General features: G+C 63.6%; 12 protein-coding genes. 8 read left to right on the top strand and 4 right to left on the bottom strand.

The genetic code is table 11. The features are described from left to right. Positions 1 to 2 precede the first annotated feature (2 nt). The 4 genes from NFX31_RS13655 to NFX31_RS13640 are packed head-to-tail and all read left to right on the top strand — an operon-like array spanning position 3 to position 3,711. Positions 3 to 623, top strand: coding sequence for a sugar transferase (locus NFX31_RS13655; RefSeq protein WP_276553865.1), 621 nt, complete (start codon positions 3 to 5; stop codon positions 621 to 623). Next, positions 616 to 1,278 (top strand): acetyltransferase, encoded by a 663-nt coding sequence (locus NFX31_RS13650; RefSeq protein WP_045249807.1) that lies wholly within the window; start codon positions 616 to 618, stop codon positions 1,276 to 1,278. The genes NFX31_RS13655 and NFX31_RS13650 overlap by 8 nt, the downstream gene beginning before the upstream one ends. Positions 1,279 to 1,310: 32 nt before the next feature. After that, entirely contained in the window at positions 1,311 to 2,450 is a 1,140-nt protein-coding gene (locus NFX31_RS13645; protein ID WP_169748213.1) for a glycosyltransferase family 4 protein, read from the top strand. Beyond that, entirely contained in the window at positions 2,443 to 3,711 is a 1,269-nt protein-coding gene (locus tag NFX31_RS13640; RefSeq protein WP_045249772.1) for a lipopolysaccharide biosynthesis protein, read from the top strand. Before NFX31_RS13645 ends, NFX31_RS13640 begins: the two co-directional genes overlap by 8 nt. Before the next feature lie 165 nt (positions 3,712 to 3,876). Here the strand turns inward: NFX31_RS13640 and NFX31_RS13635 are convergent, their stop codons facing one another. From NFX31_RS13635 to NFX31_RS13625, 3 genes are read right to left on the bottom strand one after another with little or no spacing between them, the layout of a single operon-like run. Then, entirely contained in the window at positions 3,877 to 5,097 is a 1,221-nt protein-coding gene (locus NFX31_RS13635) for a glycosyltransferase (protein ID WP_262955970.1), read from the bottom strand. Continuing rightward, positions 5,090 to 6,448 carry an O-antigen ligase family protein gene (locus NFX31_RS13630; protein ID WP_082072099.1) on the bottom strand — a complete coding sequence of 453 codons (1,359 nt, stop codon included), beginning with the start codon at positions 6,446 to 6,448 and terminating at the stop codon, positions 5,090 to 5,092. The genes NFX31_RS13635 and NFX31_RS13630 overlap by 8 nt, the downstream gene beginning before the upstream one ends. Next, complete coding sequence (locus tag NFX31_RS13625) at positions 6,445 to 7,581, bottom strand: glycosyltransferase (RefSeq protein ID WP_045249775.1); 1,137 nt, start codon at positions 7,579 to 7,581, stop codon at positions 6,445 to 6,447. Before NFX31_RS13625 ends, NFX31_RS13630 begins: the two co-directional genes overlap by 4 nt. A 139-nt stretch (positions 7,582 to 7,720) precedes the next feature. Here NFX31_RS13625 and NFX31_RS13620 point away from each other — a divergent pair, with 139 nt between their 5' ends. The 4 genes from NFX31_RS13620 (at position 7,721) to NFX31_RS13605 (ending at position 12,667) form a co-directional block, all read left to right on the top strand. Beyond that, positions 7,721 to 8,527 (top strand): glycosyltransferase, encoded by an 807-nt coding sequence (locus NFX31_RS13620; RefSeq protein ID WP_139168339.1) that lies wholly within the window; start codon positions 7,721 to 7,723, stop codon positions 8,525 to 8,527. Between the two features lie 49 nt (positions 8,528 to 8,576). Continuing rightward, the gene (locus NFX31_RS13615; RefSeq protein ID WP_045249777.1) at positions 8,577 to 9,473 is read left to right on the top strand and encodes a nucleotidyltransferase family protein; all 897 of its coding nucleotides are present in this window, start codon (positions 8,577 to 8,579) and stop codon (positions 9,471 to 9,473) included. Positions 9,474 to 9,547: 74 nt separating this feature from the next. Continuing rightward, the gene (locus NFX31_RS13610) at positions 9,548 to 10,840 is read left to right on the top strand and encodes a nucleotide sugar dehydrogenase (protein ID WP_045249778.1); all 1,293 of its coding nucleotides are present in this window, start codon (positions 9,548 to 9,550) and stop codon (positions 10,838 to 10,840) included. A gap of 6 nt (positions 10,841 to 10,846) precedes the next feature. Beyond that, complete coding sequence (locus tag NFX31_RS13605; protein ID WP_052674204.1) at positions 10,847 to 12,667, top strand: DUF4012 domain-containing protein; 1,821 nt, start codon at positions 10,847 to 10,849, stop codon at positions 12,665 to 12,667. Here NFX31_RS13605 and NFX31_RS13600 read toward each other — a convergent pair whose 3' ends face one another. Beyond that, the gene (locus NFX31_RS13600; protein ID WP_052674205.1) at positions 12,668 to 13,138 is read right to left on the bottom strand and encodes a VanZ family protein; all 471 of its coding nucleotides are present in this window, start codon (positions 13,136 to 13,138) and stop codon (positions 12,668 to 12,670) included. Positions 13,139 to 13,166 lie beyond the last annotated feature (28 nt).

Below are 13,166 nucleotides of genomic sequence, written 5' to 3'. Positions count from 1 at the left end.
CCGTGGCTGGTCGTACTCGGCCCTATGACGTGCTCAAGCGGCTCCTGGACATGGCTGCCGCCGTGGTCGCGCTGGTCGTGCTCTCGCCCGTGATGCTCGCGGTCGCGATGCTGGTTGCGATGCGCCTCGGCCGCCCGGTCATCTTCGTCCAACCACGGCCGGGCCGCGACGGACGGATCTTCCTGCTGCGGAAGTTCCGTTCGATGCGTGACGTCGACGAGGCGAGCGGGCTCATCAGCGATGCGGATCGGCTCACTCCTTTTGGACGCAAGCTGCGCTCCACCAGCCTGGATGAGCTGCCGTCGTTGTGGAATGTGCTGCGAGGCGACATGAGCGTGGTCGGGCCCCGGCCACTGCTCGTCGAGTACCTCCCCAAGTACACCCCGGTGCAGGCGCGGAGGCATGAGGTGCGTCCGGGCATCACCGGACTTGCGCAGGTGAGCGGCCGCAACGCGCTCAGCTGGGAGGACAAGTTCGCCCTCGACGTCGAGTACGTGGACAACCGGAGCCTTAAACTCGACGCGCGCATCATCATCGCGACGATCCGTTCGGTGGTGGCGCGGGAGGGGATCTCGGCGGAGGGGCAGGCGACGATGACGAAGTTCGGTGAGGGCGATGGCTGACGGCATCATTGTCATCGGCGCGGGCGGTTTCGGGCGAGAGACGCTCGATGTGATCGCGGCGATCAACGCGCTCACCCGAGACCCGACATGGGACATCCTCGGGGTGGTGGACGACGGGCCTGCTGAGATTCAGATTGAGCGCCTTCGGGACCGTGAGATTCGTCTGCTCGGAGGGATCGAGGCGAACCGCGAGTTGTTCGAAGGCACTCATTACGTGATCGGAATCGGATCGACCGCGGTGCGGGCACGGATCGCGGAAAAGGTCGAAGCGTGGGGGGCTCGCCCGGCGACGGTTGTGCATCCTTCTGCCGTTGTCGGGACGCGCGTGGTGATTTCGGCAGGATCCGTGGTGTGCGGTGGCGTTCAGATCTCGACGAATGTCCGCGTCGGACGGCATACGCACCTGAATCCCGCCGCGGTCATCGGACATGACACGGTGCTCGACGACTTCGTCTCCATCAATCCAGGCGCCGTCATCTCGGGCGAGGTCGCCGTCGGGCGAGCAGCACTTGTTGGGGCAGGGGCGACCGTGCTTCAAGGGCTCACCATCGGGGAGAGTGCCGTCGTCGGCGCCGCAGCGTGCGTGACCAAGGACGTGGATCCGAAAGTCGTCGTCATCGGCGTCCCCGCCCGTGAGATGGAGAACCGCTGGTGACGAGCACAGCGCCGCGTCCGAGGGTAATGATCGTGGTCACCGCTGCGGTGACAGCTCGACTCTTCATGCGGGGGTACGCCGAGTTTCTCGCCGCGTCCAACTATGACGTCACGTTGGTGGCCGACGACGTAAGCGAGATCAGCGACGCTCTTGCCCAGCGAGGGGTCTTGTCCTACTCCCTGCCGATGAGGAGGGATCCGTCCCCGGTGCACGACGCACGAAGCCTGGCACGGATGATCGCGCTGATGCGGAAGGTCCGCCCCGACGCCGTCATCTACGCCACTCCCAAAGCGAGCTTGCTCGCTTCGATTGCGTCGCGCTTCCTGCGCATTCCCGTGCGGGTCTATGAGCTCTGGGGCATCCGTTTCGAGACCTCGACGGGTGTTTCGCGCCGGGTTTTCCAGGGACTCGAGCGGCTGATCGCTTCGAATTCGACGGCGATCGTCGCCAACAGCGAGAGCCTCGCCGCGCGGGCCGTCAAACTGCGCATCGCACGCACCGGTCGCATCTGTGTGCCTGCGTCCGGCTCATCTCATGGAGTCGATTCGGAACACTTCTCGCCCGATGCGCCTCGCCCGGAGTTGGATGCGGACACAGCCCGGTTCCTGGAACGGAACGCAGGGGCGACGATCGGCTTCATCGGTCGGTTGCATCCTGACAAAGGAATTGAAACCCTTCTCGAAGCGGCGAGCCTGGTTCATGACGAGGGAACGGAGATGCGCGTGCTCCTCGTGGGCGGCGACGAAGGTCTTCAAATCCAAGGAGAGCAGGGGCGGCTCCCCGTGCATCGGGCAGGCGACGCGGACGACGTCCGCCCGTACCTTGCGGAGTTCGATGTCCTTGTTCTTATGAGCCGGCGCGAGGGTTTTCCCAATGTGGTGCTCGAGGCTGCCGCGATGGAGGTACCTGCGATCGTGTCGGATGCCACGGGGTGCGTCGACGCAGTCGTGCCAGATGTCACTGGGTTGATGGTGCCTGTCGGGGACGTTTTGGGCGTCGCGGACGCTCTCCGAACTGTTATTGCGGATCGGAATCGAGCCAGAGCGATGGGAATCGCAGCGCGGAGACGCGCCGTGGAAGCATACGCGCCCGGTGTCGTCTGGTCAGCGTTGGAAGAGCATCTTCACGTGCAGCTTGGACAAGCCCGACATCGGAATGATCCGCATGGTTGACACAGACGTTCCGGCTCGACGGGAAGGACGCTCGGCCCTGCGGAGCATCGCGACGCTGCTCACAGGAACGGTGGCCTCGCAAGTCATCGGCATCGTTACGATGCCCCTCCTCAGCCGGATTTACGGCCCCGCGGCTTTCGGCGTCCTTGCGGTCTTCCTTTCCGTGAGTGCTGTGGTCAGTATGGTCTCCGCCTTGCGTTACGACTACGCCATCGTTCTTCCGGGGAACGACGAAGACGCTCATCGGCTACGGCAGCTTTCAACGGGGCTGGTGAGCCTTATCTCGGCGCTCACGGTTATCACGACGATTGCGGTGTTCTGGTTATCTCGTCCGACCGATCGACACTGGTGGGTGCTCCTGATCGGAGTGAGCGTCTTCCTGGCCGGGGAGACATCGATTCTGTACTTCTGGCTGACGCGGAAGAGGCGCTATCGCGCGCAAAGCCTGTCGCGCATTGTGCAAGCGCTGATCACGGCGGCGACCCAGGCAGGCCTGGGATGGCTCTTGGCGCCGACGGGCGAATGGCTCATTGCAGGCTACCTGGTGGGGCAAGTCTTCGGTGTCGGTGTCCTCATCGCAATGGACGATGCTCGCAAGACAGCACCGGTCCGTGATCGACGCAGTTGGTGGTCACTCATGGTGCGATACAGAAAGATGCCGCTCCTCAATGCCCCCAACGCGCTGGTGGACTCATTGCGACTCAACGGGATCAACATGATCATCGGGGGTCGATCGCTGCACGCACTGGGGCAGTTCTCGATGGCTTGGAAGCTCGCCCAGGCGCCTATGGCTCTGATCGCGAGCGCGATCTCGCAGGTGTACTACCAACGGATGGCGGTTGCCACGCCGGGGACGCTCAAGACTCTCGTGCGGAGCGTCACACTTCGGGCGTTGCTTCTCGGGTTCCTCCCATTCTTGACACTCGGTCTTGTTGCTCCGATCGTCGTCCCCTGGTTTCTTGGTGCCCAATGGGCAGAAGCAGGACTCGTGGTCCAAGCGCTGACGCCCTGGCTCTATTTGAACGTGGCAACTGCGCCGCTGTCGACGGTCTTCATCGTTGCGGAACGCCAGGGCACGATGCTGATCTTCGCAATCGTGTATCTCGTGGTACCCCTGACAATCCTCTTGCTCGCGGGTGCAGACCTCGTGCGAGCGGTGTGGTTGACGAGCGCTGCAATGACGCTCCTGCTGGCCTTTCTGATCGTGCTCGCTCACCGAGTCGCTGCGCGCTTCGACAGCCATCGCCTCGGCTCTGACTGATCGCTCGTAGACCCACGCGGACTGGTGCTCGTCGTACCCGACAATGGCGCAGCGTGGCGGGCGCGATCCGGTCGATGCGTGCACCGCAGTCTCTAGATCAGAGTCGCAGAGACAGAAGCGTGACGGCTCCGAGCCGGAGTTGACCGAGGGCGCTGTCGGACAAGATCACCCTTTTACGCTCGTGGCGGCCGCGGTCGAATTTATGGCGGCGTCAAAACGTTCCGCCCACACCCGCTTCGAGTCGAAGCGAGTCGGCTCAGCAAGGATTGTTCGCACGGCGGACACGACGGTTTCGATGTCATCATCGGGATTCACGAGAATTCCTGAACCGAGGGCTTCGCCGACGAGTTCGTACGTCGAGCCCACGTCGGTCGCGACGATCGGGATGCCGAAGCAGGCCGCTTCCATCGCACTCACTGGGATTCCCTCGATAGTGCTCAGATTGATGAAGACCGCTGGGTGGTTGACGCGATGGTGCTCGAGCACCTGGGCCGCGGGGACGCGTCCGCGTAGTTCGACGGACAAAGAAGGAATCTCTGAGGTCAGTGCAACAGCTTTCGCCCGGAGCGCTTCAAAGAGAGGACCGTCTCCGAAATGCGTCCAGGAAACACGCTCGCCGGCTCGCGCGAGCTCGGCGGCGGTGTCAAGGATGCGATCGACACGCTTGAGTGCGATAACGGACGAACAGCTGACGAGCTGTATCGCGTCGGCGGGTTGCGTTCGAGGTTCTACCTCGGGCTGACTCGGAATGCCGAGGCGACGGATCACGATCCGCCCAGGGGCAATGTATGGTGCTCGGTCGCGAAGGTAGTCGCGGCCGCTCTCCGCAATGGTCAGCACGACATCTGCCGCACCGAGAACTGCGCGTCTCAACGGTCGGTAGCCCGCGGTACGCTCGTCGAGATCGTAGCGATGCACGCGGACGGCTATCCGGCGTGCTCGCGGGCGCAACCAGGGGAGCACGTAGGCGATGTCGACACCCCAGAAGCTGTAGACGGTAAGAGGCTGCGCGGACGCCAATGCCTGATTGATCGCAGGATGAGAGGCAAACCATGCGCCGCACAGCGAAGCGATCACATCACTGCGCATCTGGGTCAACGACCTCGCGCCTTCCCCAAGAAAGACCCGTAGTGCCCGCGCTGCGCGTCGTGGATGCCTGAGGCCACGCGCCGCGCGGGCCGGAGTGATGGTTCCCACCGCGCCGAGGTAGCGCACGTTCCTTGGCAGCGCCAGTCGTGCCACGGCCGGAGCAGTCAGGGAGACGACAAGGACTTCATCGAAAGCTGACGCGAGTGCTTCGATCTCGTTGCGCACGAATGCAGCATCCCCGGCATCGTACGGATACTGGTGCGTCAGGAGAAGCAGCCGCCCGGCGGCCTCAGACATCGTCGGCGATCGCATCGGGAGTTCTTGGAGCGCCTCGGTACTGGGTGAGGTAGACCCCGATCGTCGCGAAGGTAGCGAAGCCCAGCCACTCGTGCGGGACATCGACGAACGTGCTGTGCATTCCGAAAAGGAGAGGAAGTGTCCAGATCACCGCCACGGTCGCTGCCGCCAGAGCGCGGTCCGGTGACCTCCTGGACGCGACCGAGTTCGCACGCAGAGCGGTCGCCAGCAAAGTGACTGTGATCAGGGCGGCAATGATACCGAGGAATACGCCATACTGTGTCGCGAACTCGATCGCACCGTTATGCGGATTAACCATCCCGAATGTCATCCTCGATGTCCCCGTGCTCAGGGCGGACAGCTCATAGCCCCCGGGTCCAGAGCCGAAAGGGTTCTCGGCGATCATGTCGAGACCGTTGAGCGCAAGGTTCCAGCGAGCGAGGAGAGAGCTGTCGGACGGAATCTTGATCCCGCCGATGGTGATCTCGTACGAGTCCCTTGAAATGCCGGCGGAGATGTCGCCTGCGGTACGGCCTTGGAACATCACCAGCACGGCAATAACGCCGATCAGCGCGAACACCAGAATAGCTGCTTGCGCGACGCGGGAACGGACACGGAGTATCACCCATACCGCGGCGCCGAGGACAAGAGCGGCGAGACCGAACCGGCTGCTCGTGAGAAACATGATCGGCACGGAGGCGAAGGCGGCCAAGTAGTACGCCCTTCGTACCCAGACTCGACTCGTCAACCGTGCGCCCGCGATGAGGAGGGGGATTGTCAGGGTGAGGAAGGCGGCGTAGTTGTTCGGATTGAAGAACACCACGACGACGCCCGTCTTTGACGCGCCGGGGTTCGCATCCAGGTAACTCGGTCCGAAATGATGCCCGGTGAGCAGTTCGACGATTGCCAGAACAGTTGTGATGATGGATGCGAGCAACCAGCCGAGGAGCAGCGACTTGATGGTATTGCGCGTACTGGGCAGCGAGATCAGCCCGAGGGTGATGAAGAGGCCGCCTGCCACTACGACAGCTTCCGCGGAGGCGTACAAGGCGCCGAATCGATTTGCTAGCGTGACGAGCGCGATGCCAAGGACGACAATCGAGAACAGTGCAATCAAGAGCCGCAGACGGCTCGGAGGGCGTTTGTGTATGTGCCCGATCGCATAGACGAAGAAGATGATTGCGTACGCGGTGAACGATGATACGGGGCCAACGTGGGGCAACACGGGGTTGAGTGCCGCGACGGGGATCAGCCCGGCGACGAGGAGCTGCCCGATCCGGCTCAAGGGCTTCGCGCCTGTTGCCGGTGCCGCATCCTGGATGACGCGTGAACCGGAATTGATGGAGGTCATGATCGACGCGCCCGCAGCAACGCGCTTTCGTGTGCGGTCGGCGTGCGCAGCTGTTCGATCAGTCGTTTCATGATCGCCTGCTTATCGATATAGGGCCTTGCGGCTTCGCGCACAGAGGACCGCGCCCGATCGACGAGCCCGTCGTGGAACGCGACGATGCGCTCGATGCTGACTCCCTTCCCATCGCAGAAATAGTACTCAAAATGCGACGGGAGTCCAGAATCTTCATGCGTTGAATAGACAGGCAGGCCGGCCGCGAGATACTCCCTGACCTTGAGTGTCGATGCCTGGAGGAGATCCTTGCGATCGAGGGCGAGCGAAGCAATCGCGACTTGGGCTCCCGCGAGCACGGGCGACATCTGGTCGGGGGTCAGTTCTCCATGCAGCTTCACCACGCCTCTTGCGGCGAGCTGCTCGGCCAAAGGGAGTTGTTCGTCCTCAAGGCGCCCCACAAGATGGACAACGAGAGAGTTCTGGATGTGAGGGGCGGACTCTGCAAGAGCCGAGAGTAGTCGATCGAGGCCTTGCCAGGAGTAGAACACGCTCGAGACGAAAACGGCATGGATTGGACCCGTGGTCGCTGGGATCGCGTCGGAGACAGGGAGACCCCCGAGATCGATGCCGTTTGGATAAGTCGCGACGACGGCAGCGTGGGGAAATCGCCGGCTTTCATAAAGCGCGATCTCCTCGGTCACGCCGATGACGCCGCGAAGCCGCCGGAAAGCCCACGTCTTGAGGCGACCCTCCAGAAACAAGGTCATTCGCCGACGAATTCCGCTGGTCAGCAGCGCTAGCTCTTCGCGTTCCTTGCTGTGATGGATCGTGTAGAGATTGGGGATCAGCGGGGCCATGAATGCAGCGAACGGGTCGGGAGAAATCGTTCGCATGAGGACCGCGTCGTACTTCCGGGCAGTGCGGACGATGTGACACCAGGTGAAGAGCTTTGCAAGTTGGAAGCGTCGTGCCCACCGAGGGACTTTCGGTCCGTCGTCCGTCCGGTCGGCGTCAGGCGTCAGCGTATGGGTGTGCCACACGGCGTTCTCGAGGCCGCTCGCTGCGGAGCGCTCGTATTCAAGTTGCGCGCGTTGCCCGCTGCCGAGCTTGTGAAAGAGGCCGACGTGAAGGATTCTCATGGCGTGACGTGATCCTGGCTAAGACGGTGTTCGCGTTCCGAACGAGATGCCAGGGTACTGGCGCCTTTCTCGATTCTACCTAGACGCGTCGTCGGGCAGGCTCCAGGGGCCGTTCGGCTGTCGCAGTTAGTGTGGTCCGGTGACGAACTCCGCAACCGCTCTCGCGATCACCGTTCTGATGGCGGAGTACAACACGCCCGCCGATCGGCTGAGGGAGTCGATCGCCGCGATTCTGGATCAGACGGAGCGTCGTTTCGAACTGCTGATCGTCGACGACGGATCCGCGACGGACGTGCGTTCAATTGCCGCTGAGTTCGCGGATGAGCGGATCCGCGTCGTGGGGTACGGCGAAAATCGTGGCTTCGTCGAGGCCCTGAACTTCGGCCTCGAACATGCGCGAGGCGAGTACATCGCGCGGATGGACACGGACGATGTGGCGGAACCGGGCTATCTCGCGACGGTATACGGATGGCTGCGCGATCACCCAGAGTTCGCCGTCGTGTCCGGGCGGGCGCGCGAAGTGTCCTCTGACGGCGCGGATCTGCTCCTGGGGCGGCCAGGAGAACTGACCGCGAAGCTGGTGATGCGCGGCCGCACGCCGATTCATCCCGCGACGATCATGCGGGCGGCGGCGGTGCGTGAAGTGGGCGGATACCCGAGTTATCGTCGTTCGGAGGATCTGGCCTTGTGGTGTGAACTTCTCCTTCGCGGATACCGGCTCTACATGGTCCCGGAGATCGTAATCGCGTACCGCGTCGAGAAGGCCGACTTCTCTAAGCGAGTGCTGCGCAACCGGGGGGACGAGATCCGCGTGCGCCTCCGGTACTACCCCGCGCTTGGAGCGGGGCCCCGAGAGTATGCGAAGATCGTAACTTCGATCCTGAGTGGGCTGCTCCCTGTCGGGCTGCTCCGGGTGATTCGGACTCGTGTACATCAAGGCTCGTGAGCGCATTCGGCTGTATGAGCTGAGGCAATTTGATCCCTAGGATGGGCCCGTGGTGTCGGGGTATCTTCAGATGAGCGCGGCTACGCTGCTCGCGCATGCGCTGGCAGCGGCGATCGCCCGGAGCCGCGATATCAAGACTCTGAGTCTGAAGGGGCCAGTCGCGGAACATTATGAACTCCGTGCGCCGCGTGTCTCGGCGGACGCGGACGTTCTCATCGAGCCCGACCGCTTCGCGGAGTTCTGTGCAGCTCTCGAAAGCTACGGATGGCATACGCGGGTTGGTCGCGAGACGCCCGCTCTCTTACCCCATCACTCCGTCACGTATATCCATGTGGATTGGCCGTGCGACATCGATGTTCATTGGATGTTTCCGGGCTTCTTCGCGGATCCCGAAGATGTGTTCTCAGCGCTCTGGGACTCGCGCCAGGAAATCAGCGTCGCTCATGTGCCGGTGCAGGCGCCTTCGAAAGCAGGCGCCGCCGTCATCATGGCGCTTCACGCCGAACGTGATCGACGGTCGCCGAGGCACGTCGAGGAGCAGGAACTCGTCATGAAGGCGCTGGACGAGACATTCACCGAGGCCGAGCGCGCGGAGTTTGTCGAGGTTGCCCGCGCCGGTCGCGCGATCTGGACATTGCGCGACTACTTCAACGCTGCTGACCTCGGCCCCGTCGTCATCGATGCCGACTCCGCCCAGCGGCAGCAGTGGGAGCTCTTCTCGAGGCGCGTAGATGACGCTTCGAGCGTTGCGTGGTGGCAGCGTGTTCGCACGGCGCCGTGGAGTCAGAAGCCTAGATGGATTCTGCAGGCGGTCTGGGTCTCGCGACGGGACGTGCCACGAAACGACGTTGAGCGTCTGCCGTCGCGAAGCGAGCTGTGGGCCTATCAGGCGCGCCGTTGGCGTCGCGGGCTGGAGGCGACGCTGCGATACTTCTTCCGTGGGTAGAGCGGCGCAAAATCGGCGGCCGCGTGTCGGACGGTGTGAGACGAGAGTGCAGGGCGCCCAGATAGCATGGCTGCATGCGCATTGCTGTCGTGGCCCTGGGGAAAATCGGCCTACCACTCGCTGTCCAGTTCGCTTCATCAGGCCACGAGGTCATCGGTGTCGACGTCAACCAAAGGACCGTTGACAAGATCAACTCGGGGCTGGAGCCGTTCCCTGGCGAGGCACACCTGCAGGAGAAGCTCGCTGAAGTCATCGCACTCGGACGATTTCGGGCGACGACCGAATTTGCCGAGGCTATTCCCGAGGCTGAGGCCGTCGTGCTCGTCGCCCCAGTCTTTGTGGACGAAGAGACTTGGGAGCCCGACTTTCAGTACATGGACGCCGCGACGATCGCGCTCGCCGCGCATCTCAGCGAGGGGACGCTGATCTCGTACGAGACGACATTGCCGGTGGGTGCGACGCGCACCCGCTTCGCGTCGATGCTGGAAAAGGGCTCGGGGCTCACCGAAGGCGTCGACTTCCACGTCGTCTATTCGCCGGAGCGTGTCCTCACCGGCCGGGTGTTCGAGGACCTGCGTAAGTATCCCAAGCTGATCGGCGCGCTTTCCGAAGAGGGCAACCGCCGTGCGCGTGAGTTCTACGAGGCGGTTCTGCAGTTCGACGAACGCCCCGACCTTCCACGTCCCAACGGCGTATGGGACCTCGGTACGACCGAAGCTTCCGAGATGGCGAAGTTGGCGGAGACTACGTATCGCGACGTGAACATCGGGCTTGCCAACCAGTTCGGACTGTTCGCGGCATCCCACGGAATCGACGTCTACAAAGTCATCGAAGCCTGCAACTCCCAGCCATACAGCCACATCCATCGTCCTGGCATCGCGGTTGGAGGACATTGCATCCCTGTCTATCCACGCCTTTATCTGGCAACAGACCCGGAAGCCGACATCGTGCGGACGGCGCGCCAGCTGAATGCCTCGATGCCTGATCGCCTCGTGAGTCGCGCGGAGTCCGTCCTCGGATCGCTGACCGGTCTCACCGCGGTTGTGCTCGGCGCGGCGTACCGCGGCGGGGTGAAGGAAACTGCGCTCTCCGGCGTCTTCCCGACCGTGCAGGCGTTGCGCGAGCGCGGAGCTGACGTGCGTGTGCATGACCCGCTCTACACCGATGAGGAGCTGCGAGCGCTCGGCTTCGTGCCCCACACCCTGGGAGATACTGTCGACGTCGCGGTTCTGCAGACGGATCACGCTATCTATCGGACTTTCGACCCGTCGCACCTTCCGGGCATCAGATTGCTCGTCGATGGACGGGCCGCCACAGACCCCGCGCTGTGGGCGGGGACGCCGCGGATCGTAGTCGGAGCGGCCTGACGTCACATGAGCACGCCCTCCTCACGACGCGAACACCGCGAGCGGCAGAACAACGCGCAGACGAAGCACGACGCCCCGCGGCCTCGTCGGCGCCGGATCTGGCCCTGGATCCTCGTCAGCGTGCTGGTCGTGCTCATCGTGATCGGGGTCGTCGGCGCGATCATCGGCAAGCACGTCTATGACAGTGCGGCGAAGGCGCGCACCCATCTCGCGGCCGCCATGACCGACGTGCAGCAGGTACAGAAGTCGATTCTTGCGGGAGATCTTGACGCGGCGTCCAAGGGTGCGGACGCGGCATCGCAGCAGACCGCGGCCGCCGTCGCGGCGACGAAGGACTGGCAGTGGCGCTTCGGCGAGAAGCTCCCGATCGTCGGACAGAACCTGGTCGCGGTGCGCACGGTCGCACAGGTGACGGATGGCCTCGCGAACGACGTCGTCAAGCCGGCCGCCAGCGTCCGGCTGAGTGACTTCACGTTCACGGACGGCGCCATCAACGTCGCTGCGATCACGAACCTGTCCAAGACGTTCACGACGGTCGACGCGGGCATCGACAAGGCTCTCGCCGGACTCAAGAAGGTCGACCGAGCCACCCTGATAGGGCCCGTCGCCGACGGCGTGAGCAAGCTCGAGACGGAGCTGAAGAAGGTCGGTCCGACGATGTCGACGGCCCAGGAGGTGCTGAGTGTGCTTCCGAGCGCTCTCGGAGCGAACGGCGCGAAGGACTACGTGCTCATGTTCCAGGGCAACTCCGAAGCGCGCAGCCTCGGAGGTAACGCGGCACAGTTCCTCCCCGTACACGTCGAGAACGGCAAGATCGTCCGCGGCACCGTTGTCAGCAGCTCGGACTTCACCCATCAGCCGAGGCCCGAGCCCGTGGTGCCGTTGGATCCGCAGGCCGTGAACATCTTCGGTGACAAGATCGGGCGGTACTCGCCCGACTTCACCATGGTCCCGAACTTCCCGACGGCCGTGCAGATCCTGCATGGCTGGTGGGCGAGCGACATCCACACGGACTTCCAGGGCGTGCTCTCGATCGATCCCGTTGCGCTGTCCTACGTGCTCGAGGCCACCGGCCCGGTCACGCTGGCCACGGGGGACCAGCTCACGTCGCAGAATGCCGTCTCGCTGCTGCTCAACGAGGTCTACTTCCGGTATCCGCAGAGCAAGGATCAGGATGCGTTCTTCGCGTCGGCTGCTGACTCGATCTTCACCAAGGTCACCGCCGGCGAGGCGTCGCCTGTGAAGCTCATCCAGGCCCTGTTCCGCGCAGCGGACGAGGGTCGGCTGCTGTATCAGAGCGACGACCCCCAGCAGACGAAGCTCATCGACAACTCCCGAATGAGCGGGATCATGCCGACGAGTAACGCCGAGCAGACCGCAGTGGGCGTCTATCTCAACGACAACACCGGCTCGAAGAAGAGCTACTACCTCGACATGGCGATCGATGCCTGCCGTGCAGACGGGGGAGCGGTGTCTGGGCACGCCACACTGACATCGACGCTCACCCAGGACAAGGCGAACGAACTGCCCAACTACATCAAGGGACCGTACTTCGCTGCGGAGGACATCAGCAGCTACGTCGTGGTGTACGGGCCCGTCGGCAGTGAGCTCACGGGCATCACGATCGACGGCAACCCTGCGTCGCCGTTGAGCCAGGGCGAGCATCTCGGCCGCCCCGCCGTGAAAGTCGAGGTCGTGAACCACCTGACCGACACGCACACGATCGCATTCTCGTTCAAGACGGCGAAGACCGAAGGCCCGCTCGCGATCTGGACGACGCCGATGTCGCGTGCGACCCCGGCGAAGGTCGACCCCACCTGTCAGTGATCACCGCGGCAGGGCCGCGCGCCTGCGCATGAGGATGACCGCGAAAGCCCCCACCGCGGTCCCCACCGTGTTGGCGACGACGTCGGACAACGTCGCATAGCGGGACGGGATACCGAGCTGCACGATCTCGATCAGCGTGCTGAACAGCATCCCCGCGGCGACGATCCAACCGCTGTGGAGGGAGGGCCAGCCGCCGGCGAGGCACAGGCCCAGAGGGATGAACAGGGCGACATTGGCAAGGAACTCGAGCACCGGGTAACCGATCGTCACGGGCACGCCGGCGTGGGTCAGCAGCTTCGCCGCGGCGTTCACGATCCCCGTCACCTTGCCGGCGTCCTCCGCCGGCAGCCAGGTCAGCAGGAGGATTCCCGCCACGACGAACGGCAGCAGCGACCGTGCTCCGAACATCGCAACGCGATCGGGAGACGGGCGCGAGCGCGCGGCGGGATCCTTCGGAAGCTCCTCGAACATGGCCTTCCGACTCTACGGGGTCACCTCG

This window comes from Microbacterium azadirachtae, assembly GCF_025583665.1.
Classification (GTDB): Bacteria; Actinomycetota; Actinomycetes; order Actinomycetales; family Microbacteriaceae; genus Microbacterium; species Microbacterium azadirachtae.
Note: the sequence above shows the minus strand (reverse complement) of the source record. Positions and strands in the feature narration are given on the sequence as shown.

Coding starts and splice junctions, on each gene's coding strand:
- NFX31_RS13650 (WP_045249807.1), top strand. CDS start 616: ATGGCTGACGGCATCATTGTCATCGGCGCGGGCGGTTTCGGGCGAGAG.
- NFX31_RS13640 (WP_045249772.1), top strand. CDS start 2,443: ATGGTTGACACAGACGTTCCGGCTCGACGGGAAGGACGCTCGGCCCTG.
- NFX31_RS13635 (WP_262955970.1), bottom strand. CDS start 5,097: ATGTCTGAGGCCGCCGGGCGGCTGCTTCTCCTGACGCACCAGTATCCG.
- NFX31_RS13630 (WP_082072099.1), bottom strand. CDS start 6,448: ATGACCTCCATCAATTCCGGTTCACGCGTCATCCAGGATGCGGCACCG.
- NFX31_RS13625 (WP_045249775.1), bottom strand. CDS start 7,581: ATGAGAATCCTTCACGTCGGCCTCTTTCACAAGCTCGGCAGCGGGCAA.
- NFX31_RS13610 (WP_045249778.1), top strand. CDS start 9,548: ATGCGCATTGCTGTCGTGGCCCTGGGGAAAATCGGCCTACCACTCGCT.
- NFX31_RS13605 (WP_052674204.1), top strand. CDS start 10,847: ATGAGCACGCCCTCCTCACGACGCGAACACCGCGAGCGGCAGAACAAC.
- NFX31_RS13600 (WP_052674205.1), bottom strand. CDS start 13,138: ATGTTCGAGGAGCTTCCGAAGGATCCCGCCGCGCGCTCGCGCCCGTCT.